Below are 24,581 nucleotides of genomic sequence, written 5' to 3'. Positions count from 1 at the left end.
AAACCTCATTGGGCTTTGAAACTAGCCTTCTTGAGCAGGGACTCATATTGCTGCGACATGAGATAGTTCTGCACTTGCGCCATGAAGTCCATCGTCACAACCACGATGATCAGCAATGATGTGCCCCCGAAATAAAAAGGGACGTTGTATTTGATAATCAAGAATTCTGGCAACAGACACACAAAGGTGATGTAAGCGGCACCCGCAAGCGTCAATCGCACCAGAATCTTGTCAATATATCTTGCCGTTTGCTCGCCCGGGCGAATACCCGGGATGAATGCGCCACTTTTCTTCAAATTATCCGCAGTTTCACGACTATTGAAAACCAAGGCCGTGTAGAAAAAGCAAAAGAAAATAATGGCCGCCGCGTACAACAATGTATAAATCGGCTGTCCAGGCGTCAAGGTGCCCGCCATATCGCGCAACCAGCGCATCGAATCGCCGGCACCAAACCAGTTCATGATCGTAGCAGGAAGCAAAATGATGGACGAAGCGAATATTGGCGGGATCACGCCAGCCATATTCAGCTTCAACGGCAAATGCGATGACTGCCCGCCGTACACTTTGTTTCCCACCTGACGCCGCGCATAGTTCACGAGAATCTTACGCTGGCCACGCTCAATGAACACGACGAAGTAAGTGACCACACCTACCACCAGCACAATGAATATGGCCGACAGTATGCTCATAGCGCCAGTACGCACCAACTCGAGCAAACCACCTATGGAACCCGGGAGGCCTGCGGCAATACCGCCAAAAATCAAGATGGAAATCCCGTTGCCCAAACCGCGTTCCGTGATCTGTTCACCGAGCCACATCAAAAACATCGTCCCGGCGGACAGACTCACAACGGCGGTCATGCGAAAAGCAAAGCCAGGACTCAATACCAAACCAGGAGAGCTTTCCAAGGCGACTGCGATTCCCATTGATTGAAACAAGGCCAGAGCCAAAGCACCATACCGCGTATATTGCGTGATCTTGCGGCGCCCGGCCTCTCCTTCCTTTTTCAACTGCTCGAAAGTGGGTACGACGTAAGTCATCAATTGCATGATGATAGACGCCGAAATATACGGCATTATCCCAAGTGCAAAGACCGTAAAGCGCGACAACGCTCCACCCGAGAACATGTTGAACAAGTTCAAAATCCCGCCCTGCTGCCCGCTGAACAATTTCTGCAGCTGCACTGGGTCAATCCCGGGCACGGGAATATGTGCCCCGATGCGATAAACCACCAGCGCCAGCAACAAAAATACCAAGCGGCGGCGCAAATCACCGAACTTACCACTTTTCGCAAGCGAAGCAGCATTAGTAGCCACAGGTGCCTTCTTTCAGCTTAGGGCAGAAGATCACTTCACGCGACGGAACCGCCGACAGCCTCGATAGCCGCCTTGGCGCCAGCCGAAGCCCGAACGCCATTGAGTTTGACCGCTTTCGTGATGTTTCCGGTCTGGATTACCTTGACCGCCTTGATCATTTCACCAACCAGCCCGGCCTGCTTGAGCGCCAGCAAATCAACTTCGCCCAGACCTAGTTGCTCCAGATCCGTCAGAGTCACCTCTGCATTGAATCTCAACTGCTGCGACTTGAAGCCACGCTTGGGCAAACGACGCTGCAGCGGCATCTGCCCGCCCTCGAAGCCCACCTTGTGGTAGCCGCCAGCGCGCGATTTTTGGCCCTTGTGGCCACGCCCCGCAGTTTTCCCGAGTCCAGAGCCAATACCACGGCCAACGCGGCGCTTGGCATGTTTGGCACCATCTGCAGGCTTGATGCTATTGAGTTGCATGATCTATCTCTCAGAGGACTTTGACCAGGTAACTGATCTTGTTAATCATGCCGCGCACTTCAGGGGTATCCTTCAGTTCACGAACACTGTTGAGCTTGCGCAGGCCCAGGCCACGTACCGTGGCGCGATGCGATTCTTTGGTTCCAATCGGGCTGCGCACCAATTGAACCTTGACGGTTTGTTGGGTTGTCATAGCAGACTCCTGTTCAGGCAAAGATGTCTTCCACGGCCTTGCCACGTTTGGCGGCTACTTCCGCCGGTGTGGTGGACTTATTCAGCGCATCGAAAGTGGCGCGTACCATGTTGTACGGATTGGACGACCCGTGGCTTTTGGCAACGATGTCGGTAATGCCCATCACCTCAAACACGGCGCGCATGGGGCCACCAGCGATAATGCCCGTGCCTTTGGGTGCGGGCATCATCATCACAACAGCAGCGCCATGAACACCCATCACGTTGTGGTGAATGGTGCCGTTTTTCAGCGACACCTTCACCATATTGCGACGCGCTTCTTCCATGGCTTTTTGCACTGCAGCGGGGACTTCTTTCGACTTCCCTTTGCCCATGCCCACGCGACCATCTCCATCGCCGACCACCGTCAGGGCTGCGAAACCGAGAATACGGCCGCCCTTAACGACTTTGGTCACGCGGTTCACCGCGATCATTTTCTCGCGCAAACCGTCGTCACGACCTTCGTCTTGTACCTTGGGTTGAAATTTTGCCATTTTGTATCTCGCTTCGCTTAGAACTGCAGACCAGCTTCGCGCGCCGCCTCGGCCAGAGCCTTGACGCGACCGTGGTAGGCAAAACCTGAACGATCAAATGCCACCCTCTCTATCCCCGCAGCTTTAGCCTTTTCGGCAATTCGCTTGCCAATCAATTGGGCCGCGGCTGCATTGCCACCTTTTCCCGCCCCACCGAGCGACTGGCGCACTTCGGCTTCCAGGGTAGAGGCACTGGCGAGCACTTTGCTGCCGTCGCCGGAGATGACACTGGCGTAAATATGAAGATTCGTGCGATTCACGGTCAGGCGCGCAACCCCTTGCTGGGCAATACGAATACGGGTCTGGCGTGCACGACGAAGACGCTGCTCTTTTTTGTTCAGCATGGTGCAGCTCCTTATTTCTTCTTGGTCTCTTTGATCGTGATCTTTTCGTCCGCATAGCGAATACCCTTGCCTTTGTAAGGCTCGGGAGGACGAACGGCACGAATCTCAGCGGCTATTTGACCTACTCGTTGGCGGTCTGCGCCTTTGATGACGACTTCCGTTGGAGAGGGCGTGGCCACGGTAATCCCTGCGGGCATTTCAATATCCACAGGATGCGAAAAACCCACACTCAGGTTCAGCTTTGAACCGCTGGCTTGCGCTTTATAACCCACACCAACGAGACTCAGCTTCTTCTCAAAGCCCTTGCTGACGCCAACCACCATGTTGTTGACCAACTGACGCAAAGTTCCGCTCATGGCATTGGCCTCGCGGGATTCATTGGCCGGCTCGAAGTTTAGTTTGTCATTATTGTGGAGCACCTTGACCAAGATGTTTTGCCCCAGCGACAAGGTGCCGCCGGCGCCTTTCACGCTGATTTGGTCTTCTTTAATGGACACATCCACGCCTGCGGGGATGACCACAGGCAATTTTCCTACGCGGGACATTCAGTTTCTCCTCAATGCCACGTTAAGCCACATAGCAAAGCACTTCGCCGCCGACACCGACAGCACGCGCCTTGCGATCGGTCATCACGCCCTTGGGAGTGGTGACGATGGCGACACCCAAACCATTCATGACCTGCGGAATGGCATCACGCCCCTTGTAGACGCGAAGGCCAGGACGGCTAACACGCTCAATACGCTCAATCACAGGACGACCGGCGTAGTATTTCAGGGCAATTTCAAGTTCAGACTTGCCAGCTTCGGACTTCACCTGGAAGCCGTCGATATACCCCTCATCCTTCAGCACCTGGGCGATGGCCACCTTCACCTTGGAGGCAGGCACCTTCACCGTGGCCTTGGAGACCATTTGGGCATTGCGAATGCGGGTCAGCAAGTCAGCGATAGGATCACTCATGCTCATGTTGAATCTCTCCTGCCTGCTTACCAGCTGGCCTTGGTGATGCCAGGAATTTCACCCGCAAAAGCCATTTCGCGGATCTTTGCACGGCCCAACCCGAATTGACGGAAAGTGCCACGCGGACGGCCCGTGATTTCGCAGCGATTGCGCTGACGCGTCGGATTTGCGTTGCGCGGCAACTTTTGCAGAGCGAGACGCGCCACTTCGCGCTCTTCGTCGCTGCGCTTGGCGTCGCCGGCAATGGCCTTCAGTTCCGCATATTTGCCTGCGTACTTGGCCGCCAATTTTGCGCGCTTTTGCTCGCGCTGAATCAAAGCTACTTTAGCCATGCGCCACCTCAGTTTTTGAAGGGAAAACGGAAACCTGAGAGCAGCGCCTTGGCTTCTGCGTCGGTTTTGGCCGTCGTGGTGATGCTGATATTGAGGCCGCGCAAGGCATCGACCTTGTCGTATTCGATCTCAGGGAAAATGATCTGCTCTTTGACGCCGACGTTGTAATTCCCACGTCCATCAAAAGCGCGTCCGGATATACCACGGAAGTCGCGCACACGCGGCAATGCAACCGTCACGAAACGATCGAGAAACTCATACATCTGGACGCCGCGCAGCGTCACCATACAACCTATGGGCTGGCCTTCGCGGATTTTGAACCCGGCAATGGCCTTTCTGGCCTTGGTCACTATGGGTTTTTGCCCGGCAATTTTGGTCAAGTCAGCCACGGCGTTGTCCATGACCTTTTTATCGGCCACAGCCTCACCCACGCCCATGTTGAGCGTGATTTTGAGCAGTCGAGGAACCTCCATGGGCGAGGTATACCCGAATTGCTTCATCAATTCGGGAGCGATTTGTTCGCGGTAAATTTGCTGGAGTCGTGCCATTTTTTTTCCTTAGGCCGCCTTGATTTCCGCACCGCTGGACTTGTACACGCGAACGCGCACCCCATCGGCCTGCACCTTGATGCCAACGCGATCTGCCTTGCCTGTGACCGGATTAAAAATGGCCACATTGGATTGATGGATAGGCATCGACTTCTCCACGATCCCGCCAGCGTCACCCTTCAGGGGATTCGGCTTGACGTGCTTCTTCACCACATTGATGCCATCGACAACGAGGTGGAATTCATCTTTGCGCAACGCCACGGTGCCACGCTTGCCTTTATCCCGCCCCGTCAACACGATGACTTCATCGCCTTTGCGAATTTTGTTCATGGCGCAACCTCAAAGAACTTCAGGAGCCAAGGAGACGATCTTCATGAAGCGCTCGGTACGCAACTCGCGCGTAACAGGCCCGAAGATGCGCGTGCCAATTGGCTCCAGCTTGCTATTGAGCAACACCGCAGCGTTGCCGTCGAATTTCACAAGAGAGCCATCGCCGCGACGGATACCTTTGGCCGTGCGCACCACCACCGCGTTGTAGATCTCGCCTTTTTTGACGCGACCACGCGGAGCAGCCTCCTTGACACTCACTTTGATGATGTCACCGACACTTGCATAGCGACGCTTAGACCCGCCCAGCACCTTGATGCAAAGAACGGACTTGGCGCCGGTGTTGTCGGCAACCTCTAACCGAGATTCTGTTTGGATCATTGCAATATTCCCAACTTGTACCAGCACACCTCACAACCCCGAACCCGGAGCTGCAAGTCAACCAGTCAGTCTTGGGCCCGCCGTCCGTACCGCAAACCACTTGCAGCACTTCCTGTTGGGCAAGAAACTCGCGCCTAACAACGCGAAGCCTCGTATTATGGCACAAAAAAAATGGCTGTCAACAAGCAGTCTTATCCAACGAGGAATGAGCCTGAAGACAGGTTCGGAAAGAGCAGCGCAAGCGGCTGACAGGCAGCCCTCCGGCCAAACGGGTCGATCATCACACCATGGCGACCGACATGAACGAAACGCAAGTGCGCACCCTCGAACAGGTGCGCCAAGTACTCGAAGGCACCCAGGCGCTACTGCTGAACGCCCGGCAGCCCGAAGAACGCTACGCCTGGATCGCACAAGTGCTGCAGCGCCTTGCCTACCGACGCCTTGGGCGCAACAACCGAGGTGCAGTGCTGGCGTATGTGCAGCGCTTCAGCGGCTACAGCCGCGCCCAAGTCACCAGACTGATTGCGCGCCGGAAGTCCGCCAGCCCTGGGTAAAAAACTACCGTCCCTCGAACACGCCTTTGCGCGCCGCTACAGCAGCGCTGACACAGCGCTGCTGGCGCAAGTAGACCGGACCATGGATACCCTCTCGGAGCCGGCCACCGCACGCGACGCGTCACAATCACCAAACTCTATGGGGTCAAAGCCCCTTCCATAGGCGTGCGCCGCGCGCCCGCGCCCCAGGGGCGCGCGGTCTTCATTCGCATTGACAGCGCGCACCAGGACGGCCAGGACGGCCAGGACGGCACCAAGGGTGCTGTACCACATCACCGCGGTGGACTGTGTCACACAGTGGCAGGTGGTGACCAGAGTGCAAACCATCTGCGAGGTGCACCTGCTGTGGGTGATCGAGCAGATGATGGCGCAGTTTCCCTTCGAGATTCTGGGCTTTCACTCGGACAACGGCAGCGAGTACGTCAATCATCGCATGGCGCAGCTGCTGCAGAAGCTGCACATCGAGTTCACGCGCAGCCGCCCGCGCAGCAGCAACGACAACGCGTTGGTCTAAACCAAGAACGGCGGGGGGCCGCGCACAGAGGGCGCCAACGCATGGGGAGGGCCCGGCAGGGCTGCTGGACACGTGGACGGTGCGCGGGCGCGCCCCGCGGACAGCGCAGGCGTGCCCACCGCCCGCAACGGCGCTGCAATCAGCTTCGACCACCTGATCCAGCTCCATCAAACTGTTGTTGCCGCAAACGCAGATGATGGCGCACTTGGGGTCACCACGAATCCGGCTGTTGTTGGCGCTCTGGCCCGCCTGGAGGCGACCACGGGGCAGTACTTTGGGCGGGGCTTCGGATCGCCGGAAAGCGAGTCCTACGCGCCCGCAAGCGCCGCGCTTGGCGCAACACCGGGAGGAGATTCCGGTTTTTCTGCGCTGGGCTTCAAGCTGCTGGCAACGAACAGCATCCCTTCCGACGGCGTCAAGGGCTCCGGCCTGAGTTCAGTCGTTTTCGGCAACTGGTCAGCCCCGCCCATCGGCGAGTGGGGTGTGCTTGAGCCTGTGCCAAACCCCTACTCGAACCCCTACTATGAGCAAGGCGCTATCCAGCTACGTGCGCTGCAGACCGGCCTTGCGCCGGTTTTTTGTGGGGAAAGGCCTGGCCGCCGTGGGGAATGGCAACCAAGTAAGCGCCAATTGGTGTTGAAATGGCAACCAAAGCCGCGTTTCGCGCGAGAAAAGAAAAAGGGCTTACGCAATATCTCACGTAAGCCCTTGATTTTATTGGTCGGCGTGGCGGGATTCGAACTCGCGACCCCTTGCACCCCATGCAAGTGCGCTACCAGGCTGCGCTACACGCCGAGAAGATCTCCATTGTATACCAAACTGGGCGCCTTCTCACACCTTGTCAACGCAAAGTAGAAATGTCCCCTTTCTACGCCAAATACAAATGTCCCCTGGAACACGGAGCAGGGTCAAGGGCAGACGAAGTCTGGCGCAGCGCACCCTTGACGCTGCGCAGGGGGCCATATGCTGAAACATGGTTGGAAGTGCGGCATGGCCGGGCTTCCAACCATGTGTGCAAGGCACTCTGGTCAGGTCACCTCTTCCTCCAAAAGGGGACATTTCTACTTTGCGTTGACATCGGTGACTCCAATACCGAGCGCCGTGTCATTCTGCGCTGGGCAACCTCTGCCCGGCAGAGTTTGAACGGCGCTGGCAGGTCCAGTCCCACCCTCCGGGGCAAGGCATCGCCGCCAAAGAGCGCCGCGTTACCCACCGACGGCCGGCTCCCGGTTCGTCGCAAGCGACCGAACCGGCCGTCGGTGGGTAACGCTAACGCTCAGCGCGATTCGTGGCGTCCACTGGATGGGGGCCAGTTCAGCCATGCCGCCATCTCCGACCGGCTTTTTATAATCTGCCGCTATTTGTTGCGGCCACCATCTTGACCTCTCCCATCATTTCCGCTCTGCCCTCCCCGCTCGCACTCATTGCCGAAGACATGCATGAAGTGGACCGGGTGATTGCAAGGCGTCTCACCTCTAGCGTGCCCTTGGTGGCACAAATTGCGCACTACATCATTGCCGCCGGTGGCAAGCGCCTGCGTCCTGCGCTCTTGCTGCTCGTCTGCGGCGCGCTAGGGTACCGTGGGCAACACCGCTTCAACCTCGCGGCCGTGGTAGAACTCATCCACACGGCCACGCTACTGCATGATGACGTGGTGGATGCCTCCACCTTGCGCCGAGGCCGCGCCACCGCCAACGAGGTGTTCGGCAATCCTGCGAGCGTTCTGGTAGGAGATTTTCTACACACCCGATCGTTCCAGATGATGGTGGAAACCGGGAACATGCACATTCTGGAAGTCTTGGCCGAGGCAACCAACATCATCGCCGAAGGCGAGGTTCTGCAACTCATGAACATGCACGACGCCTCACTCGACGAAGCCGGTTATCTGCAGGTCATTCGCTCCAAGACCGCCAAGCTGTTCGAGGCCAGCGCACGCCTGGGAGCCATCCTGGCCCAAAGCCCCAGCGCCGTCGAACAAGCCTGCGCAACCTATGGGCAGGCGCTGGGCACCGCATTCCAGATCATCGACGACGTGCTGGACTATGACGGCGACGCGACGGAAATGGGAAAAAACCTCGGCGACGATCTGCGCGAAGGAAAATCCACGCTGCCGCTGATTGCCGCCATGCAGCGTGGCGCGCCAGAGCAGGCCGCTCTGGTGCGCCACGCCATCGAGCAAGGCTCCACCGACCGGTTGGACGACATCGTACATATCGTGCGCAGCACTGGCGCCTTGCACGTGGCGCGCGACGCTGCTCACGCTGAAGCCAGGCGCGCCATCGCTACGCTGGCGCAACTGCCGGAAAATCCCTACACCTCAGGTTTGCTACAATTGGCGGCTCAGCTTCTCGAGCGGCGCGCCTGATGAGACATTTATCCCGCCACATTTTCGAGAGGCATAGCGGGGTGTAGCTTAGCCTGGTAGAGCGCTACGTTCGGGACGTAGAGGCCGGAGGTTCGAATCCTCTCACCCCGACCAGAGTTCCTTTCTTGTCCGCGCCACGGAACATCCGTTCCACGATCCCCTTCGGGGATTTGTTTCACGCGGCTTACATTCAAGCGTGGCCCATGATGATAGGATGGAATCCTTTCCATACCTAACACACCGCTGCTTACATGGCTGCCGTTGATCCTCTGCAAAAAGAAGCATCTTCCATCGCTCTGCCAGGGCTGGTGCGGGCATTGATTGCTGCAGAAAAGCTCTCCCAAAAAACAGCGGAAGAGATTTACAAAAAGTCGCAATCGGGTCGCACCAGTTTCATTGCTGAGCTGACCGGTTCGGGCGCAGTTTCAGCCACGGATCTGGCCCATACCGTTTCGCATGTTTTTGGCACGCCCTTGCTGGACATCAGCGCCATTGATCCGATTCGGCTACCCAAAGGCTTGCTGGATCCGAAAATATGCAGCACCTACCGTGTCGTTCCACTTGCAAAGCGTGGAAGTCGCCTCATCGTCGCCACCGCAGACCCGACGGATCAGGAGGCCAGCGAAAAAATCAAATTCACGACCCAATTGGGCGTGGACTGGGTCATTGCGGAGTATGACAAGCTCAATCGCTTTCTAGATGCCAGTGCCAAAGCGTCGAGTGGCTCCACGGATTATTCGATTCCTGATGGGGCGGACTTCGATTTTGACTTCGGCCTGGAAGAAGTCGCTCCGGAAACCCCGGATGAAAGTGCGGCCGCTGCAAACTCTGACGTTGAAGATGCGCCCATTGTCAAGTTCTTGCACAAGATGCTGCTTGATGCCTTCCACATGCGCGCGTCCGACCTGCACTTCGAACCCTACGAGCATCAATACCGCGTGCGCTTTCGTATCGATGGGGAGTTGCGTGAGATTGCCTCGCCCCCGATTGCCATCAAGGACAAGCTGGCTTCGCGCATCAAGGTGATTTCCCGCCTGGATATTTCGGAAAAAAGGGTGCCCCAGGATGGTCGGATGAAGCTGAAAATCGGGCCGGATCGGGTCATCGATTTTCGTGTCAGCACGCTGCCCACTTTGTTCGGCGAAAAGATCGTCATCCGTATTCTCGACCCGAGCTCGGCAAAGATGGGCATAGAAGCCTTGGGTTACGAACAAGAAGAAAAAGAACGCCTGCTGCAGGCAATCAACCGCCCCTACGGCATGATTCTCGTCACCGGTCCCACGGGCTCCGGGAAGACGGTTTCGCTCTATACCTGTTTGAACCTCCTGAACAAGCCCGGGGTCAACATTGCCACGGCCGAAGACCCCTCTGAAATCAACCTGCCCGGCGTGAATCAGGTCAACGTGAACGAAAAGGCCGGGCTGACCTTTGCCGTCGCCCTGCGGGCGTTTTTGCGCCAGGATCCCGACATCATCATGGTGGGCGAAATCCGCGACCTGGAAACGGCGGACATTGCCGTCAAAGCGGCGCAGACCGGGCACCTCGTGCTTTCCACGCTGCACACCAACGACGCGCCAACGACCCTGACGCGCCTGCGCAACATGGGGGTAGCGCCTTTCAATATTGCTTCCAGCGTCATCCTGATCACGGCACAGCGCCTGGCCCGCAGACTTTGCCCGAGCTGCAAGCAGCCCGCCGACATTCCCATGGAGGCGCTGCTGGATGCCGGCTTCCAGGAACACGAACTCGATGGCTCCTGGATGCCCTATCATGCCGTAGGTTGTTCTGCCTGCAACAACGGCTACAAGGGCCGCGTCGGCATTTACCAGGTGATGCCCATTTCGGAAGAAATTCAGCGCATCATTTTGCGTGATGGAAGTGCACTGGAAATTGCCGAACAATCCCGCCTGGAAGGTGTGCGTTCATTGCGCGAATCCGGCCTGCACAAGGTCAAAATGGGCCTGACCTCGCTCGAGGAAGTGCTGGCCGTCACCAACGATTAAACATACGAGGAAGCAGCATGGCGACCGCAGTATCGAAAAGAGACGTCAAAGACTTCGTCTTTGAGTGGGAAGGCAAAGACCGCAACGGCAAGATAGTCCGTGGGGAAACACGCGCCGTCGGTGAAAACCAGGTGCAAGCCTCCCTGCGCCGTCAGGGCGTGCTGCCCACGAAAATCAAAAAACGCCGCATGCTCACGGGCAGAAAAATCAAGCCCAAGGACATTGCTCTGTTCACGCGCCAGTTGGCCACGATGATGAAGGCGGGCGTGCCGCTGCTGCAAGCCTTCGATATCGTCGGGCGCGGCAACACCAACCCCAGTGTGGGCAAACTGCTCAACGATATCCGCATGGACGTGGAAACGGGCACGGCCTTGAGCAGTGCTTTTCGCAAATATCCCATGTATTTCGACAGCCTGTATTGCAACTTGGTGGAGGCCGGTGAGGCTGCGGGTATTCTGGATTCGTTGCTCGATCGGCTTGCAACCTACATGGAGAAAACCGAGGCCATCAAGTCCAAGATCAAATCGGCCCTGATGTACCCGGTGTCGGTGATCATCGTGGCCTTCGTGGTGGTCACGATCATCATGATTTTCGTGATTCCGGCATTCAAGGAAGTTTTTACCTCTTTCGGCGCCGACCTCCCTGCACCCACGCTGTTCGTCATTAGCATGAGTGACACTTTCGTGCGCTGGTGGTGGCTGATTTTCGGTGTTATTGGGGGCGGCATTTATTTTTTCATGCAGGCCTGGCGACGCAATGAAAAAATGCAGATGTTCATGGATCGCCTGATGCTGCGTTTGCCGATTTTTGGTCCGCTCGTCGACAAGTCCTGCGTCGCCCGCTGGACGCGCACCCTATCGACCATGTTCGCCGCTGGCGTGCCCTTGGTCGAGGCACTGGACTCCGTGGGTGGTGCCGCAGGGAATTCGGTTTACGAAATAGCAACCAAGAAAATTCAGCAGGAGGTTTCCGTAGGCACCAGCCTGACTGCCGCCATGACCGATGCCAATATTTTTCCCTCGATGGTGCTGCAAATGTGCGCGATTGGCGAAGAATCCGGCTCCATAGACCACATGCTGGGCAAGGCCGCTGATTTTTACGAAGCCGAGGTCGATGACATGGTGGCGGGCCTCTCGAGCCTGATGGAGCCCATCATCATCGTGTTTCTGGGGGTCATCATCGGCGGCATCGTGGTGTCGATGTACCTGCCCATCTTCAAGCTCGGACAGGTCGTTTGATGGGCCTGGAGCTTTGGCCGCCGGCGGTGCAAGTCGCGCTGGCAGGTGTTTTGGGTCTGCTGCTCGGCAGTTTTCTCAACGTTGTCATCTACCGCCTGCCCAAGATGATGGAACGGCAGTGGGCGGCGGAATGCGCCGAGTTTGCCGCACAGCAGCAATCCGATGCCGCAAAGCCCACGGCGCATGCCGCGACGATGGCGCCGGCTGCGCCCGCGCAAACCTTCAACCTCTGGACGCCACGCTCACGCTGCCCCGCGTGCGGGCATGGCGTGCGCTGGTGGGAAAACATCCCCGTGCTGAGCTTTGTGTATCTGCGCGGGCGCTGTTCAGCCTGCGGTGCGCGCATAGGCTGGCGCTATCCGCTCGTTGAACTGGCGACCGCTGGCCTCTTTGCCTGGTGCATCGCCCGCTGGGGTTGGACGCCTGCGGGACTTTGCTGGTGCGGCTTTGCGGCGGCCTTGCTCGCGCTGGCCTGCATAGACTGGGACACCACGCTGCTGCCCGACGACATCACCCAGCCTTTGCTGTGGGCGGGCTTGCTGGCTTCTGTGCTGGGCTGGATCGGCGTGCCGCTCACCCAGGCCGTGGTCGGCGCGGCGGCAGGATATTTGTCGCTGTGGCTGGTGTATTGGGGCTTCAAGCTCGCCACGGGCAAGGAGGGTATGGGCTTTGGCGACTTCAAGTTGTTTGCTGCCTTGGGTGCCTGGTTTGGCTGGCAGGCTCTGGTGCCCATCATCCTGCTCGCTTCGGTGATCGGCGCGCTGGTGGGCATCGCCATGAAAGTATTCCACACGCTGCGCCCGGGCGGCTACGTGCCTTTTGGGCCCTTTTTGGCCGGTGCGGGCATAGTCGCCATGGTGTTCGGGCCTGGCGCCATCTTGCAGGCTGTCTGGACGCTGCTGGGATGAAACACATGCAAAAAACCTTGCGCCTCGGTGTGACGGGTGGCATAGGCAGCGGCAAGAGCACGGTCGCGCAGATGTTCCTTGCGCACGGCGCCGCCTTGATCGATGCCGACCAGATCGCACGCGCCGTGACGGGGCCTGGCGGCGCGGCCATGGCGGCGATCGCCGAGGCCTTTGGGTCTGAATATGTCGCGCCCGACGGTGCCATGGACCGCGAGCGCATGCGCCGCCTCGCCTTTTCCGACCCGACGGCGCGCGTCCGGCTCGAAGCCATCGTGCACCCCTGTGTCGCGCAGGAAAACGAGCGGCGCACACGCGAGGCCATCGCGCAAGGCAGCGCCTTGGTCTTGTTTGACGTGCCCCTGCTCGTGGAATCCGGCCACTGGGAACGCCGGCTCGACGCCGTGCTGGTGGTGGACTGCAAGGTCGAAACGCAGGTCCAGCGCGTGATGGCGCGCAACGGCCTGGAGCGCGCCGCCGTGGAGGCCATCATCGCCGCACAGGCAACGCGCGCGGCGCGCCGCGGCGCGGCCGACGTGGTGATCTACAACGACGACGGTGTAAGTTTGGCCGACTTGCAGCAGCAGGTGGCGCAAACGCTGCAATGCTTGGGGCTATGATCCCGCACGGCGCCGATGACGGTGTGCTGCCTGCTTTTGCGCAGCCACCGGCAACGGCCGCGACACCCCGAGCCCCGAGGAAGCCCTCAGCGTGATCCTGTACGAGTACCCCTTCAACGAGCGCGTGCGCACTTATCTGCGGCTGGAGCAACTGCTGCTGCGGCTGGGCGAGCTGATCCCGCGCGCGCAGGCGCTGGACCACCACTTCGCGCTCGCCACCCTGTTCGAGCTCATGGACGTGGCCGCGCGCTCCGACCTCAAGGCCGACCTGTTCAAAGACATCGAGAAGCACAAGCAGCAGCTCGAGAGCTACCGCGGCAACCCTTCGATCTCGGAGCAGGCACTCGACGCCGTGCTGGAGCAGCTCGACCACTGCCATGCCGCGCTCAACGCAGAGCCCGGCAAGATCGGCCAAAGCCTGACCGAAAACGAGTGGCTCATGGGCATACGCAACCGCATCGGCATCCCCGGTGGCACCTGCAGCTTCGACTTGCCCGCCTACTACGCCTGGCAACACCAGAGCCCCGAGGCGCGCCAGCAGGACTTGCAGCACTGGGCGGGAACGCTGGCGCCGCTCGCCGAAACCGTGTATCTGCTGCTCAAATTGCTGCGCAATGCCGGCATACCGCAAAAGGTTGCGGTCGTCGGAGGCCAGTTTCAGCAGAACCTGCCGCAGGGCCGCACCTTCCAGCTTTTGCGCCTGCGCATAGACCCAGCACTCGGTCTGATTCCCGAGATCAGCGGCAACCGCCTGCTCGTTTCGGTGCGGCTTTTGCGCCAGCAGGCCGACGGTCGCTTGCTCGCCAGCGGCGAGGATGCCGCATTCGAAATCGCCTTGTGCGCGTGACGCCATGCCCCACACTCCCGCGCTGCAGCCACCCGCGCCCGAGCGGCACGTCATCTGCCCGGCCTGCGGCGGCGACAGCATCTACGGCCCCAGCAACCCTTATCGGCCGTTTTGCTGCGAGCGCTGCAAGCAGATCGACCTGGGCGCCTGGGCCAGCGAGTCTTTTCGCGTGCCCACCGAGGCGCCGCCCGACGATGCCCCGCATGGCGACCCGCGCCTCGATAAAGCATGAAAATGGCTGCAAGTGCTTATATATAAAGCATAAGCAGCTATTTTTTATGTAGTATTTTCAGACCTCTGGCCCGACCCTCTGTCTGACCCATGAGCCCCGCGCCCGTGCACACCTTGCCTTTTTGGCAACAAGCGCCCGAGGCGCTTTATGCCCAGTTGCAGTGCAGTGCTGCAGGGCTCAGCGCGAGCGAGGCGCAGGCGCGGCTTGCGCGCTACGGGCCCAACAGCGACGCAGCGCCGCCCAGCCGTGGCTTGCTGCGCGCCATGGGGCGGCGCCTTTTGGAGCCGCTGTCGCTGATCCTGCTGGGCGCGGGCGCCATCTCGGCCGCTACGGGCGACAACGTGGGCGGCGGCATCATCGTGGCCATTTTGGGCCTCTCGATCGGCCTGGACACGCTGCAGGAAGGCCGCGCGACGCGCGCCGCCGAGATGCTGCGCCAGTCCGTGGCGCTGCGTGCCGAAGTGCTGCGCGACGGCGTTTTTCGCCAGGTGCCGGTGCAGGACATCGTGCCCGGCGACGTGATCCGCGTGCGCGCGGGCGACATCATCCCCGCCGACGCGCTGGTGCTGCAATCCGACGCCTTCACCGCAGGCGAAGCCGCGCTCACGGGCGAGCCCTACCCCGTCGAAAAGCACCCCGGCGTGGTCAATGCCACCAGCCCGGCCGAGGCGCGCAACGCGCTCTTTCGCGGCGCCGTGGCGCAGACGGGCGAGGCGCTGGCGCTGGTCGTGGGCACGGGGCGCAATACGGTGTTCGGCGCTGCCGCGCTGGTGCTCAGCGAGGCGCAGCAGCCCTCACCGTTCGAGCGCGACATGCACGCCTTCGGCCTCATGACGGCACGCCTGACGCTCGCGCTCGTGCTGCTGGTGCTCACCGCGCACATGCTGTTCGGCCGGCCGGTGCTCGAGTCGTTGCTGTTTGCCGTGGCGCTGGCCGTGGGGCTCACGCCCGAATTGCTGCCCATGATCACCACCGTGACGCTCTCGCGCGGGGCGCTGCGCATGGCGGCGCGCAAGGTCATCGTCAAGCGCCTCGCGAGCATCCACGACCTGGGCGCGATGACGGTGCTGTGCACCGACAAGACCGGCACGCTGACGCGCGCCGAGATCGCGCTCGACCGCAGCCTGGGCGCAGACGGCAACCCCGACCCGCGCGCTGCGCAGCTCGCCGCCATCGCGGCCGATCTGGGCGGCGACCGCGGCGCGCTCGACGCGGCGCTGCAGGCCGCGCACCCCGAGGCAGCGCAGGGCTGGACGCTGCTGCGCCGCCAGGCGTTCGACTTCAGCCGGCGCCTGGGGAGCGTGCTGGCTGAATGCCAACCGGCACGCAACGCGAATAACGAAGAGCATGGGGAGCTATCACAAATAGAGCGTCTGCTGATCGTCAAAGGCGCGCCCGAGGCCGTGCTGCCGCTGTGCACGCAGCGGCGCGCGGGCGACCAGCTGCTGCCGCAGGGCGAAGCCGAGCGCGCGCAGGACGCCGCGCGCCTGCGCCAGCTCGCGCAGCAAGGCCTGCGCGTGCTCGCCGTGGCCTCGCGGCGCTGGGCGCTGCAGGACGCGGTGCCGCAGGAACTCGAGGCGTCGGGGCTCGTCTTCGAGGGCTTGTGCGCCTTTGCCGATCCGCCCAAGCCGAGCGCGCCCGCGGCGATCGCGCGGCTTGCCGCGGCCGGGGTGCGGCTCAAGATTCTTTCGGGCGACGACCCCGTCGTGGTGCAGCGGCTGGCGCAGCAGATGGGGTTGCAGGCCGAGCAGGTGCTCACAGGCGCCGACATCGCGCAGCTCGGCAACGAGGCGCTCGCGGTGCAGGTGCAGGCGGTGGACGTCTATGGCCGCCTCACGCCCGACCAGAAGGCGCGCATCGTGCATGCGCTGCAGGCCCGCGGCACGGTCACGGGCTTTCTGGGCGACGGCATCAACGACGCACCCGCGCTCAAGGTGGCCGACGTCGGCCTGTCGGTCGAGGGCGCGAGCGGCGTGGCGCAGGCCGCAGCGGACATGATCCTGCTGGCCTCGGACCTCGAAGTCGTGGCCGACGGCGTCGAGGAAGGGCGGCGCACCTTCGTCAACATCCTCAAGTACGTGCGCATGGGGGCAAGCTCCAATTTCGGCAACATGCTGTCCATGGCCGCAGCCTCGCTGCTGCTGCCCTTCTTGCCCATGCTGCCCACGCAGGTGCTGCTCAACAACCTGCTGTACGACTTTTCCGAGGTCGGCATCCCCTTCGACACCGTGCGCCCCGAAGCCCTGGCGCGCCCGCAGGTGTGGGACATGCACGGCCTGCTGCGCTTCGCGGGCATCATGGGGCCGCTGTCTTCACTGTTCGACCTGGCGACGTTCGCGGGCCTGCTGTGGCTGTACCGCGCGACGCCCGAGGCCTTTCACACGCTCTGGTTCATGGAATCCATGGCCACGCAGATTCTGGTGATCTTCATCATCCGCACGCGCGCCCTGCCCTGGCAGGACAGGCCGCACCCCGCGCTCACGGCCTCGTCCCTGGCGGCGCTCGCCGTGGCCCTGGTGCTGCCGTTCACGCCGCTCGCCGGCTGGTTCGGCTTCGTGCAGCCGGGCTGGGACATGCTCGGCGGAATGGCGCTGCTGGTGCTTGTCTATCTGCTGTGCGCGCAATGGCTCAAGGGCTTTGCCTTGACCGGGAAATTTGGATAAAAAAAGCGCTTTTCCCAAGGTATATCAAGCGCTTATAGCTATCGTTTCTTATATTCACCCGCAGACTTTGGGGGCGTGAAGCCCAGCGCTTCCAGGTCTTCTGCCGAAAGGTGCAACTCCTCGACCTCGGGCTGGCGCCTTTCGATGCTGCGCCGCCGCTCGTGGCGCGTGGGTGGGCCTTGCTCCTGCTGGCGTCTATCCGTGGCTGTTCTTTTGTCACCCGTCGCTGGCGCGTTGGCTGGGGGTGTCGCGGGTTGATCTTTGCCCATGGAAAGTCCTTTTGCCAGGCTCACTTGCCCCAGCTGTCCTTGAGCCCCACGGCCAGGTTGAACACGGGGTGCTGCGGCGTGTGCTCGACGCGGTCGGCGACGAAGTAGCCGTGGCGCTCGAACTGGAACTTGTCGTCAGGGCGTGCCGTGGCGAGCGAGGGCTCGACGATGGCCTGCACCACGCGCAGGCTCTGCGGGTTGAGCAGCTGCAAAAAGTCCTTGCCGCCCGCGTCGGGCTGCGCGTCGGTAAACAGGCGGTCGTAAAGGCGCACTTCGGCGCTGATGCCGTCGGCCACGCCCACCCAGGTGATGGCCGCCTTGACCTTGACGCTGTCCGCGCCGGGCGTGCCGCTCTTGGTGTCCGGCAGCACGCTGGCGTGCACCTCGGTGACCTGGCCGTTCGCGTCCTTCACGCAGCCTGTGCATTCGATCACGAAGCCGCCTTTGAGGCGCACGCGGTTGCTCGGGAACAGGCGCTTATAGCCCTTGGGCGGCAATTCGGTGAAGTCGTCGCGCTCTATCCAGACCTCTTTGCCCAGCGTGAAGCGGCGCGGCGGCGGCGCGGGCTGGTCTTGCGGCGCATGCGGCAGGGCCGGCAGCTCGCAGGGTTCGAGGTGGCCCGCGCCGAACAGATCGTCCCAGTTCGTGAGCACGAGCTTGAGCGGCTCGAGCACGGCCATCGCGCGCGGCGCCTTGTGCTCGAGGTCGTCGCGCAGCGCGCCTTCGAGGGCGCTGTATTCGATCCAACTGTAATCTTTGGTGACGCCGATGCGCTCGCAAAAAAGCTGGATCGCCTCGGGCGTGTAGCCGCGGCGGCGCAGGCCGACGATGGTGGGCATGCGCGGATCGTCCCAGCCTTGCACGATGCCGGTATCGACCAGGTGCTTGAGCTTGCGCTTGCTCGTGACCACATAGGTCAGATTCAAGCGTGCGAACTCGTACTGGCGCGGCTGCGGCGTGGCAATCAACCCGCCCGCGGCGAGGTGGTCGAGCAGCCAGTCGTAGAACGGGCGCTGGTCTTCGAATTCGAGCGTGCAGATGCTGTGCGTGATGCGCTCGAGCGCGTCCTCGATCGGGTGCGCAAAGGTGTACATCGGGTAGATGCACCAGCGCATGCCGGTGGCGTGGTGCGCGGCATGCTTGATGCGGTAGAGCGCCGGATCGCGCAGGTTGATGTTGGGCGAGGCCATGTCGATCCTGGCACGCAGCACCGCGGCGCCGTCGGGCAGCTCGCCCTCCTTCATCTGGCGAAAGCGCGCGAGGTTCTCGGCCACGCTGCGCGTGCGGTAGGGGCTGTCCACCCCCGGCGTGGCAAAGTCGCCGCGGCGCGCGCGCATCTCTTCGGGCGTTTGCTCATCGACGTAGGCCAAGCCCTGCTCGATCAGGTACTCGGCCGCGCGGTACATGAAGTCGAAATAGCTGCTCGCGTAGTAGAGGTGCTCGGTGCCGAAGGCGTGCCAGTCGAAGCCGAGCCAGCGCACCGCGTCGATGATGCCGTCCACGTACTCCTGGTCTTCTTTTTCGGGATTGGTGTCGTCGAAGCGCAGATGGCACACGCCGCCGTAGTCGCGCGCCAGGCCGAAATTCAGGCAGATGCTCTTGGCGTGGCCGATGTGCAAATAGCCGTTGGGCTCGGGCGGAAAGCGCGTGCGGATGCGCGCCGGGTCGAGCGGCCCTGTGGCATGGTGCGCCGCGTCGCCCGGGCTGCCGCCCCAGCGTGCCTGGGCGAATTTGCCCTCGGCGAGGTCATGCTCGATGATCTGGCGCAGAAAATTGCTGGGCGGGGGCGACGGCGGGCGCGGTGCAGCGGCGTCTTGAGCGCTACCGGGGGCGTTGGCGGGGGAATGCGACGAACTCATGGCGGCGATTGTAGGCACGCTCCACGCGCGACACCGAGGCGCCGCTACACCTCCCGCACCCTGCGCCACGGCGTATCGCGTTTACGTGCAGAAACAAGCTTCACGCTGGCGTGTGACATCCTGGGGCGCAATTGCTGCGTTATATCCACAAGTCCGGCAGCCTTTGCAAGGCCCGGACAGCAAGACTAAAACGGTCTCGAAGGAGATTTCCATGAAAAAAGCTCGTTTTTCTTCCCGCTTTGCCATCGCCAGCCTGGGCTTGGGTGCAGCGTTGTTGTTGGGCGCTGGCGCCGCGCAGGCACGTGACTCGGTGTATTGGTCGGTCGGCGTGGCATCGCCGGGCGTGGCCGTAGGCGTGGGCAATGCCTACCCGGCCGTGGTAGCCCCAGTGATCGCGCCGGCACCGGTTTACTATGCGCCAGCACCCGTGGTTTACGCCCCGCGGCCCGTCTATTACGCTCCGCGCCCCGTCTATTACGGCGCGCCTGTGGTCGTGGCACCGCGCGGCTGGCACCACGGCGGTCACCATCATCGTCATGGGCACGGGTGGGAAGGCCATAGGCGCTGACTTTGCCTCTGCCAGTTGCCAATGCTTCGTTGCCCATGGTTTCTCTGGGCTGCCGCCGCAGCCCTGCCCTGAGCGGCCCGGACGCTTTTCCGCGCACCGCATAATCGGCTCCCATCTTCCTTGCCGCCGCTGCCAGCGGTGGCATCGTCCGGAGCCGATTCCCCGTGAAAACCGTTTTCGTCCTCAATGGCCCCAACCTGAACCTGCTGGGCACGCGCGAGCCCGCCATCTACGGCGCGCAGACCCTGGCCGACGTAGAACAGCTGTGCGCCGCGGCCTGCGCACGCCATGGTTTTGCGCTGCGCTTTCACCAAAGCAACCACGAAGGCGCGCTCGTGGACTGGCTGCACGAGGCCGGGCGCCTGCACGCCACGGGCGCACTCGCGGGCGTGGTGCTCAACGCCGGCGCCTACACGCACACCAGCATCGCGCTGCTCGACGCCATCAAGGGCACGGGCGTGCCGCTCGTCGAGCTGCACATCAGCAACGTGCATGCGCGCGAGCCGTTTCGCCACCATTCCTACATCGCCGCCGCGGCCAAGGCGCAGCTGTGCGGCTTTGGCGTGCAAGGCTATGCCCTCGCTATTGACGGCATCGCAAGTTGGTGATGGTCATGGAACAAGATTTCTCCCTTCCCGAAGAAGCACGCGCCCTCGAAGCGCTGGCCACGCGCCACACCACGCCCTGCGGCACGGGCGCGCTGGTCTGGCATGTCTGGGGCCAGGCGCGGCCCGGCGCGGCGCCGCTCGTGTTGTTTCATGGCGGCGCCGGTAGCTGGACGCACTGGCTGCGCAACATCGAAGTGCTCGTGGCTGCGGGGCACCAGGTCTGGGCGCCCGATCTGCCCGGCTTTGGCGACTCGGCGAGCTCGCCGTTCGGTGGCGACGCCGACGGCGCGGTCGAGCCGCTGCGCGCGGGGCTCGCGCAATTGCTGGACGGGCAGCCCTGCGATCTGGTCGGCTTTTCGTTCGGCGGGCTCACCGCGGGCCTGCTGCTGGCCGCGCACCCGCAGCTCGCGCGCCGCCTCGTGCTCGTGGGCGCGCCCGCGATGGGCGTGGTGCCCAAGCGCCAGTTCGAGCTCAAGGCCTGGCGCCATCTGTCCACGCTTGAGGAGCAGCTTGACATTCACCGCTACAACCTCGGCGCGCTGATGCTCTGGGACAAGGCGTGCATCGACGACTTCGCGCTGCGGCTGCACGTGGCCAACGTGCTGCGTGACCGCGCGCCGCACCGGCGGCTGTCGCACACCGACATCCTCGCGCGCTCGCTGCCGCGCGTGCCCTGCCCCGTGTACGCCATCTACGGCCAGTACGACGCGCTCTACAAGGACTGGATCCACCAGCTCGAAGACGCCTACGCCGCGGCCGCGCCCGACTTCCGCGGCCTGACGCTGATCCCGGACGCGGGCCACTGGGTGCAGTTCGAGCGCGCGCAGGCGTTCGACGCCGCGCTGCTCGCGGCATTGGCCTGAGCGTCTGCTCGGATGGAGCGCTCGCAGGAAAGGGCTCGCTAGAATCTTTGTCTTTCCTGCCTATCAACCCGACGGCATCCGCATGGGGTGCCGTTTTCACGTGCGACCGATGAGCGACACCCCCCAACAGCCCGGCCTGGCCAACCTGTCCAAATCCTTCGACCCCGCCCCGCTCGAGGCCTTCTGGGGCCCCGAGTGGGAGCGCCGCGGCTACGGCGCCGCGGGTTACCGCGGCACGGGCCGCCCGACGGAAGACGCGCCGCCGTTTTGCATCCAGCTGCCGCCGCCCAACGTCACGGGCACGCTACACATGGGGCATGCGTTCAACCAGACCATCATGGACAGCCTCACGCGCTACCACCGCATGCGTGGCTACAACACGGTGTGGGTGCCGGGCACCGACCACGCGGGCATCGCCACGCAGATCGTGGTCGAGCGCCAGTTGCAGGAGCAGGGCCTCTCGCGCCACGACCTCGGCGCCACGCCCGAGGAGGCGCGCCGCAACTTCGTCGCCAAAGTGTGGGAGTGGAAGGAGCGCAGCGGCAGCACCATCACGCAGCAGATGCGCCGCCTGGGCGACAGCGTGGACTGGAGCCGCGAATACTTCACCATGGACGCACGCCTGTCGCAGGTGGTCACCGAAACCTTCGTGCGCCTGCATGAACAGGGCCTGATCTACCGCGGCAAGCGGCTCGTCAACTGGGACCCGAAGCTGCAATCGGCGGTCTCTGACCTCGAGGTCGAAAATGAAGAGCGCGACGGCTTCCTCTGGCACATCGCGTACCCGCTCGCCGACGGCAGCGGCAGCCTCACGGTGGCGACGACGCGGCCCGAAACCATGCTCGGCGACGTGGCCGTGATGGTGCACCCCGAGGACGAGCGCTACCGCCATCTTGTCGGCACGCGCGTGATCCTGCCGCTCGTGGGGCGCGAGATTCCGGTGATCGCCGACAGCTACGTGGACAAGGAATTCGGCACCGGCGTGGTCAAGGTCACGCCCGCGCACGACGCCAACGACTACGCCGTGGGCCAGCGCCACGGCCTGCCGCTTTTGTGCGTGCTCACGCTGCAGGCCACGATCAACGACAACGCGCCCGAAAAATACCGCGGCCTGGACCGCTTCGTGGCGCGCAAGCGCATCGTCGAAGACCTGCAGGCCGCGGGCGCGCTGGTCGAAACCAAAAAACACAAGCTCATGGTGCCGGTCTGCACGCGCACCGGCGAGGTGGTCGAGCCCATGCTGACCGACCAGTGGTTCGTGGCCCTCGAAAAAGTGAGCGAGCAAGACCCCACGGGCAAGAGCATCGCGCAGAAGGCGCGCGACGCGGTGGCGTCGGGCGCGGTGCGCTTCGTGCCCGAGCAATGGGTCAACACCTACAACCAATGGATGCACAACATCCAGGACTGGTGCATCAGCCGCCAGCTCTGGTGGGGGCACCAGATTCCGGCCTGGTACGCCGAAGATGGTACGGTTTTCGTAGCGCGTAACGCAGACGAGGCGGCCGCTAAAGCGCAAAAAGCTGGTTACACCGGCGCGCTGCGGCGTGACCCCGACGTGCTCGACACCTGGTATTCATCGGCGCTCGTGCCCTTCAGCACCATGGGCTGGCCGCACCAGACCGACGCGCCCACCGACGACTACAACCTCTACCTGCCCAGCAGCGTGCTCGTCACGGGCTACGACATCATCTTCTTCTGGGTGGCGCGCATGATCATGATGACCACCCACTTCACGGGGCGCGTGCCGTTTCGCGATGTGTATATCCACGGCCTGGTGCTGGACGCGCACGGCAAGAAGATGAGCAAGAGCGAGGGCAACGTGCTCGACCCGGTGGACTTGATCGACGGCATCGCGCTCGAGCCGCTGATCGCCAAGCGCACCACGGGCCTGCGCCGCCCCGAGACGGCGCCCAAGGTGCGCGAGGCAACGATCAAGGAATTCCCGCAGGGCATCCCGGCTTACGGCGCCGATGCGCTGCGCTTTACCTTTGCGGCGCTCGCGAGCCTGGGGCGCAGCATCAACTTCGACAGCAAGCGCTGCGAGGGCTACCGCAACTTCTGCAACAAGCTCTGGAACGCGAGCCGCTTCGTGCTCATGCACTGCGAGGGGCAGGACTGCGGGCTCGATGTGCACAGCGCTGCGGGCTGTAAAGGCGGCTATCTGGATTTCAGCCAGCCCGACCGCTGGATCGTCTCGCGCCTGCAGCGCACCGAGGCCGAAGTCGCGCAGGGCTTTGCCGAGTACCGCCTGGACCATGTCGCGCACGCGCTCTACGACTTCGTCTGGAACGAGTTCTGCGACTGGTACCTCGAGATCGCCAAGGTGCAGATCCAGTGCGGCAACGTAGCGCAGCAGCGCGCCACGCGGCGCACGCTGATCCGCACGCTCGAGACCGTGTTGCGCCTGGCGCACCCCTTGATTCCGTTCATCACCGAGGCGCTGTGGCAGGCCGTCGCGCCCGTGGCGGGCCGCGCGGGCCCGTCGGTGGGCATCGCCGAATACCCGCAGGCGCAGCCCGAGCGCATCGATACCGCGGCCGAGGCGCACATGGAGCAGCTCAAGGCGCTGGTCGATGCCTGCCGCACGCTGCGTGGCGAGATGAACGTCTCGCCCGCGCAGCGCCTGCCGCTGTACGCCGTGGGCCAGGCGGACTTCGTGCGCGGCGTGGCGCCGCTGTTGCAGGCGCTGGCCAAGCTCAGCGAGGTACAGGTGTTCGACGACGAGGCCGCCTGGGCGCAGGCTGCGCAGGCCGCCCCCGTGGCCGTGGTCAGCGAAGCGCGCCTGTGCCTGCACATGGAGATCGACGTCGCCGCCGAAAAAGCCCGCCTAGGTAAAGAGGTGGCGCGGCTCGAAGCCGAGATCGCCAAGGCCCAGGGCAAGCTGGGCAACGCCGCTTTCGTCGCCAAGGCTCCGCCCGCGGTGATCGCGCAGGAGCAAAAGCGCGTGGCCGACTTCGGCGCCACGCTCGCGCGCCTGCGCGACCAGCTCGCGCGGCTCGGCTGAGCGGGCCCGATCGTCTGTCAACTCCCGAATCTG

General features: G+C 62.5%; 27 protein-coding genes and 2 tRNA genes. 15 read left to right on the top strand and 14 right to left on the bottom strand.

All coding sequences use genetic code 11. The features are described from left to right. Positions 1 to 5: 5 nt before the first annotated feature. The 11 genes from secY to rplN are packed head-to-tail and all read right to left on the bottom strand — an operon-like array spanning position 6 to position 5,436. Entirely contained in the window at positions 6 to 1,316 is a 1,311-nt protein-coding gene (secY, locus tag PYV55_RS04555; protein WP_275849510.1) for a preprotein translocase subunit SecY, read from the bottom strand. Positions 1,317 to 1,351: 35 nt separating this feature from the next. Beyond that, on the bottom strand, positions 1,352 to 1,783 hold the full coding sequence (gene rplO / locus PYV55_RS04550; protein ID WP_275849509.1) for a 50S ribosomal protein L15: 432 nt from the start codon (positions 1,781 to 1,783) through the stop codon (positions 1,352 to 1,354). 10 nt (positions 1,784 to 1,793) lie between these two features. Further along, entirely contained in the window at positions 1,794 to 1,976 is a 183-nt protein-coding gene (rpmD, locus tag PYV55_RS04545; RefSeq protein WP_144728690.1) for a 50S ribosomal protein L30, read from the bottom strand. Between the two features lie 13 nt (positions 1,977 to 1,989). After that, on the bottom strand, positions 1,990 to 2,508 hold the full coding sequence (rpsE, locus tag PYV55_RS04540; RefSeq protein ID WP_275849508.1) for a 30S ribosomal protein S5: 519 nt from the start codon (positions 2,506 to 2,508) through the stop codon (positions 1,990 to 1,992). 17 nt (positions 2,509 to 2,525) lie between these two features. Next, positions 2,526 to 2,891, bottom strand: a complete 366-nt coding sequence (gene rplR / locus PYV55_RS04535; protein WP_275849507.1) for a 50S ribosomal protein L18 — start codon at positions 2,889 to 2,891, stop codon at positions 2,526 to 2,528. 11 nt (positions 2,892 to 2,902) lie between these two features. Continuing rightward, the gene (rplF, locus tag PYV55_RS04530) at positions 2,903 to 3,436 is read right to left on the bottom strand and encodes a 50S ribosomal protein L6 (protein WP_275849506.1); all 534 of its coding nucleotides are present in this window, start codon (positions 3,434 to 3,436) and stop codon (positions 2,903 to 2,905) included. 22 nt (positions 3,437 to 3,458) lie between these two features. Continuing rightward, on the bottom strand, positions 3,459 to 3,854 hold the full coding sequence (rpsH, locus tag PYV55_RS04525) for a 30S ribosomal protein S8 (RefSeq protein WP_144728681.1): 396 nt from the start codon (positions 3,852 to 3,854) through the stop codon (positions 3,459 to 3,461). A gap of 20 nt (positions 3,855 to 3,874) precedes the next feature. Beyond that, complete coding sequence (gene rpsN / locus PYV55_RS04520; protein WP_275849505.1) at positions 3,875 to 4,180, bottom strand: 30S ribosomal protein S14; 306 nt, start codon at positions 4,178 to 4,180, stop codon at positions 3,875 to 3,877. 8 nt (positions 4,181 to 4,188) lie between these two features. Then, positions 4,189 to 4,728: a 50S ribosomal protein L5 gene (gene rplE / locus PYV55_RS04515; RefSeq protein ID WP_275849504.1), complete on the bottom strand. Its 540-nt coding sequence runs from the start codon at positions 4,726 to 4,728 to the stop codon at positions 4,189 to 4,191. Between the two features lie 9 nt (positions 4,729 to 4,737). Next, a complete protein-coding gene (rplX, locus tag PYV55_RS04510; protein ID WP_275849503.1) occupies positions 4,738 to 5,058 on the bottom strand; it encodes a 50S ribosomal protein L24 in 321 nt (106 codons plus the stop codon). 9 nt (positions 5,059 to 5,067) lie between these two features. Next, positions 5,068 to 5,436, bottom strand: a complete 369-nt coding sequence (gene rplN, locus PYV55_RS04505; protein ID WP_144728672.1) for a 50S ribosomal protein L14 — start codon at positions 5,434 to 5,436, stop codon at positions 5,068 to 5,070. A 299-nt stretch (positions 5,437 to 5,735) separates the two neighbouring features. Between rplN and PYV55_RS04500 the strand changes: the two genes are divergently transcribed. After that, positions 5,736 to 5,990 (top strand): hypothetical protein, encoded by a 255-nt coding sequence (locus PYV55_RS04500; protein WP_275849502.1) that lies wholly within the window; start codon positions 5,736 to 5,738, stop codon positions 5,988 to 5,990. A gap of 259 nt (positions 5,991 to 6,249) precedes the next feature. Then, positions 6,250 to 6,504, top strand: coding sequence for an integrase catalytic domain-containing protein (locus PYV55_RS04495; RefSeq protein WP_275849501.1), 255 nt, complete (start codon positions 6,250 to 6,252; stop codon positions 6,502 to 6,504). A gap of 718 nt (positions 6,505 to 7,222) precedes the next feature. Here the strand turns inward: PYV55_RS04495 and PYV55_RS04490 are convergent. Then, positions 7,223 to 7,299: transfer RNA gene (locus PYV55_RS04490), tRNA-Pro, on the bottom strand. Between the two features lie 640 nt (positions 7,300 to 7,939). On the opposite strand from PYV55_RS04490, the gene PYV55_RS04485 reads away from it, so the two are divergent. The 9 genes from PYV55_RS04485 (at position 7,940) to mgtA (ending at position 17,377) form a co-directional block, all read left to right on the top strand. Further along, positions 7,940 to 8,869: a polyprenyl synthetase family protein gene (locus tag PYV55_RS04485; RefSeq protein WP_407066775.1), complete on the top strand. Its 930-nt coding sequence runs from the start codon at positions 7,940 to 7,942 to the stop codon at positions 8,867 to 8,869. A 37-nt stretch (positions 8,870 to 8,906) separates the two neighbouring features. Beyond that, positions 8,907 to 8,983, top strand: a tRNA-Pro gene (locus PYV55_RS04480). Positions 8,984 to 9,120: 137 nt separating this feature from the next. Continuing rightward, a complete protein-coding gene (pilB, locus tag PYV55_RS04475) occupies positions 9,121 to 10,872 on the top strand; it encodes a type IV-A pilus assembly ATPase PilB (protein ID WP_275849500.1) in 1,752 nt (583 codons plus the stop codon). Positions 10,873 to 10,889: 17 nt separating this feature from the next. Further along, the gene (locus PYV55_RS04470; RefSeq protein ID WP_275849499.1) at positions 10,890 to 12,110 is read left to right on the top strand and encodes a type II secretion system F family protein; all 1,221 of its coding nucleotides are present in this window, start codon (positions 10,890 to 10,892) and stop codon (positions 12,108 to 12,110) included. Then, positions 12,110 to 13,018 (top strand): prepilin peptidase, encoded by a 909-nt coding sequence (locus tag PYV55_RS04465; RefSeq protein WP_275849498.1) that lies wholly within the window; start codon positions 12,110 to 12,112, stop codon positions 13,016 to 13,018. Before PYV55_RS04470 ends, PYV55_RS04465 begins: the two co-directional genes overlap by 1 nt. Beyond that, positions 13,015 to 13,635: a dephospho-CoA kinase gene (gene coaE / locus PYV55_RS04460; RefSeq protein WP_407066765.1), complete on the top strand. Its 621-nt coding sequence runs from the start codon at positions 13,015 to 13,017 to the stop codon at positions 13,633 to 13,635. The genes PYV55_RS04465 and coaE overlap by 4 nt, the downstream gene beginning before the upstream one ends. A gap of 91 nt (positions 13,636 to 13,726) precedes the next feature. Continuing rightward, a complete protein-coding gene (gene zapD / locus PYV55_RS04455) occupies positions 13,727 to 14,482 on the top strand; it encodes a cell division protein ZapD (RefSeq protein WP_275849496.1) in 756 nt (251 codons plus the stop codon). A 4-nt stretch (positions 14,483 to 14,486) separates the two neighbouring features. Beyond that, complete coding sequence (locus PYV55_RS04450; RefSeq protein WP_275849495.1) at positions 14,487 to 14,714, top strand: DNA gyrase inhibitor YacG; 228 nt, start codon at positions 14,487 to 14,489, stop codon at positions 14,712 to 14,714. 89 nt (positions 14,715 to 14,803) lie between these two features. Continuing rightward, positions 14,804 to 17,377 (top strand): magnesium-translocating P-type ATPase, encoded by a 2,574-nt coding sequence (gene mgtA / locus PYV55_RS04445; RefSeq protein ID WP_275849494.1) that lies wholly within the window; start codon positions 14,804 to 14,806, stop codon positions 17,375 to 17,377. A gap of 38 nt (positions 17,378 to 17,415) precedes the next feature. On the opposite strand, the gene PYV55_RS04440 is transcribed toward mgtA, so the two are convergent. Both PYV55_RS04440 and PYV55_RS04435 read right to left on the bottom strand, forming a co-directional pair. Continuing rightward, positions 17,416 to 17,646 (bottom strand): hypothetical protein, encoded by a 231-nt coding sequence (locus PYV55_RS04440; RefSeq protein ID WP_275849493.1) that lies wholly within the window; start codon positions 17,644 to 17,646, stop codon positions 17,416 to 17,418. 20 nt (positions 17,647 to 17,666) lie between these two features. Then, complete coding sequence (locus PYV55_RS04435) at positions 17,667 to 19,505, bottom strand: glutamine--tRNA ligase/YqeY domain fusion protein (RefSeq protein ID WP_275849492.1); 1,839 nt, start codon at positions 19,503 to 19,505, stop codon at positions 17,667 to 17,669. Positions 19,506 to 19,716: 211 nt separating this feature from the next. On the opposite strand from PYV55_RS04435, the gene PYV55_RS04430 reads away from it, so the two are divergent. The 4 genes from PYV55_RS04430 (at position 19,717) to PYV55_RS04415 (ending at position 24,548) form a co-directional block, all read left to right on the top strand. Next, positions 19,717 to 20,073: a hypothetical protein gene (locus tag PYV55_RS04430; RefSeq protein ID WP_144728738.1), complete on the top strand. Its 357-nt coding sequence runs from the start codon at positions 19,717 to 19,719 to the stop codon at positions 20,071 to 20,073. A 164-nt stretch (positions 20,074 to 20,237) separates the two neighbouring features. Further along, positions 20,238 to 20,681: a type II 3-dehydroquinate dehydratase gene (aroQ, locus tag PYV55_RS04425; protein ID WP_275849491.1), complete on the top strand. Its 444-nt coding sequence runs from the start codon at positions 20,238 to 20,240 to the stop codon at positions 20,679 to 20,681. After that, a complete protein-coding gene (locus PYV55_RS04420) occupies positions 20,681 to 21,544 on the top strand; it encodes an alpha/beta fold hydrolase (protein WP_407066764.1) in 864 nt (287 codons plus the stop codon). Before aroQ ends, PYV55_RS04420 begins: the two co-directional genes overlap by 1 nt. A gap of 109 nt (positions 21,545 to 21,653) precedes the next feature. Beyond that, positions 21,654 to 24,548 carry a valine--tRNA ligase gene (locus PYV55_RS04415; RefSeq protein ID WP_275849489.1) on the top strand — a complete coding sequence of 965 codons (2,895 nt, stop codon included), beginning with the start codon at positions 21,654 to 21,656 and terminating at the stop codon, positions 24,546 to 24,548. Positions 24,549 to 24,581: the final 33 nt, after the last annotated feature.

Origin of the sequence: Extensimonas soli (assembly GCF_029211265.1) — a bacterium.
Taxonomy (GTDB): Bacteria; Pseudomonadota; Gammaproteobacteria; order Burkholderiales; family Burkholderiaceae_C; genus Extensimonas; species Extensimonas soli.
Note: the sequence above shows the minus strand (reverse complement) of the source record. Positions and strands in the feature narration are given on the sequence as shown.

What these genes read in the sequence shown, in the direction of transcription:
- PYV55_RS04465 (WP_275849498.1), top strand. Translation starts at nt 12,110, where the DNA reads ATGGGCCTGGAGCTTTGGCCGCCGGCGGTGCAAGTCGCGCTGGCAGGT.
- rpsN (WP_275849505.1), bottom strand. Translation starts at nt 4,180, where the DNA reads ATGGCTAAAGTAGCTTTGATTCAGCGCGAGCAAAAGCGCGCAAAATTG.
- mgtA (WP_275849494.1), top strand. Translation starts at nt 14,804, where the DNA reads ATGAGCCCCGCGCCCGTGCACACCTTGCCTTTTTGGCAACAAGCGCCC.
- PYV55_RS04450 (WP_275849495.1), top strand. Translation starts at nt 14,487, where the DNA reads ATGCCCCACACTCCCGCGCTGCAGCCACCCGCGCCCGAGCGGCACGTC.
- rplF (WP_275849506.1), bottom strand. Translation starts at nt 3,436, where the DNA reads ATGTCCCGCGTAGGAAAATTGCCTGTGGTCATCCCCGCAGGCGTGGAT.
- PYV55_RS04415 (WP_275849489.1), top strand. Translation starts at nt 21,654, where the DNA reads ATGAGCGACACCCCCCAACAGCCCGGCCTGGCCAACCTGTCCAAATCC.
- coaE (WP_407066765.1), top strand. Translation starts at nt 13,015, where the DNA reads ATGAAACACATGCAAAAAACCTTGCGCCTCGGTGTGACGGGTGGCATA.
- rplE (WP_275849504.1), bottom strand. Translation starts at nt 4,728, where the DNA reads ATGGCACGACTCCAGCAAATTTACCGCGAACAAATCGCTCCCGAATTG.
- pilB (WP_275849500.1), top strand. Translation starts at nt 9,121, where the DNA reads ATGGCTGCCGTTGATCCTCTGCAAAAAGAAGCATCTTCCATCGCTCTG.
- PYV55_RS04435 (WP_275849492.1), bottom strand. Translation starts at nt 19,505, where the DNA reads ATGAGTTCGTCGCATTCCCCCGCCAACGCCCCCGGTAGCGCTCAAGAC.
- PYV55_RS04430 (WP_144728738.1), top strand. Translation starts at nt 19,717, where the DNA reads ATGAAAAAAGCTCGTTTTTCTTCCCGCTTTGCCATCGCCAGCCTGGGC.
- rplR (WP_275849507.1), bottom strand. Translation starts at nt 2,891, where the DNA reads ATGCTGAACAAAAAAGAGCAGCGTCTTCGTCGTGCACGCCAGACCCGT.
- PYV55_RS04500 (WP_275849502.1), top strand. Translation starts at nt 5,736, where the DNA reads ATGAACGAAACGCAAGTGCGCACCCTCGAACAGGTGCGCCAAGTACTC.
- PYV55_RS04440 (WP_275849493.1), bottom strand. Translation starts at nt 17,646, where the DNA reads ATGGGCAAAGATCAACCCGCGACACCCCCAGCCAACGCGCCAGCGACG.
- PYV55_RS04420 (WP_407066764.1), top strand. Translation starts at nt 20,681, where the DNA reads ATGGTCATGGAACAAGATTTCTCCCTTCCCGAAGAAGCACGCGCCCTC.
- rpsE (WP_275849508.1), bottom strand. Translation starts at nt 2,508, where the DNA reads ATGGCAAAATTTCAACCCAAGGTACAAGACGAAGGTCGTGACGACGGT.
- rpmD (WP_144728690.1), bottom strand. Translation starts at nt 1,976, where the DNA reads ATGACAACCCAACAAACCGTCAAGGTTCAATTGGTGCGCAGCCCGATT.
- rplO (WP_275849509.1), bottom strand. Translation starts at nt 1,783, where the DNA reads ATGCAACTCAATAGCATCAAGCCTGCAGATGGTGCCAAACATGCCAAG.
- PYV55_RS04470 (WP_275849499.1), top strand. Translation starts at nt 10,890, where the DNA reads ATGGCGACCGCAGTATCGAAAAGAGACGTCAAAGACTTCGTCTTTGAG.
- PYV55_RS04485 (WP_407066775.1), top strand. Translation starts at nt 7,940, where the DNA reads ATGCATGAAGTGGACCGGGTGATTGCAAGGCGTCTCACCTCTAGCGTG.
- rplN (WP_144728672.1), bottom strand. Translation starts at nt 5,436, where the DNA reads ATGATCCAAACAGAATCTCGGTTAGAGGTTGCCGACAACACCGGCGCC.
- rpsH (WP_144728681.1), bottom strand. Translation starts at nt 3,854, where the DNA reads ATGAGCATGAGTGATCCTATCGCTGACTTGCTGACCCGCATTCGCAAT.
- rplX (WP_275849503.1), bottom strand. Translation starts at nt 5,058, where the DNA reads ATGAACAAAATTCGCAAAGGCGATGAAGTCATCGTGTTGACGGGGCGG.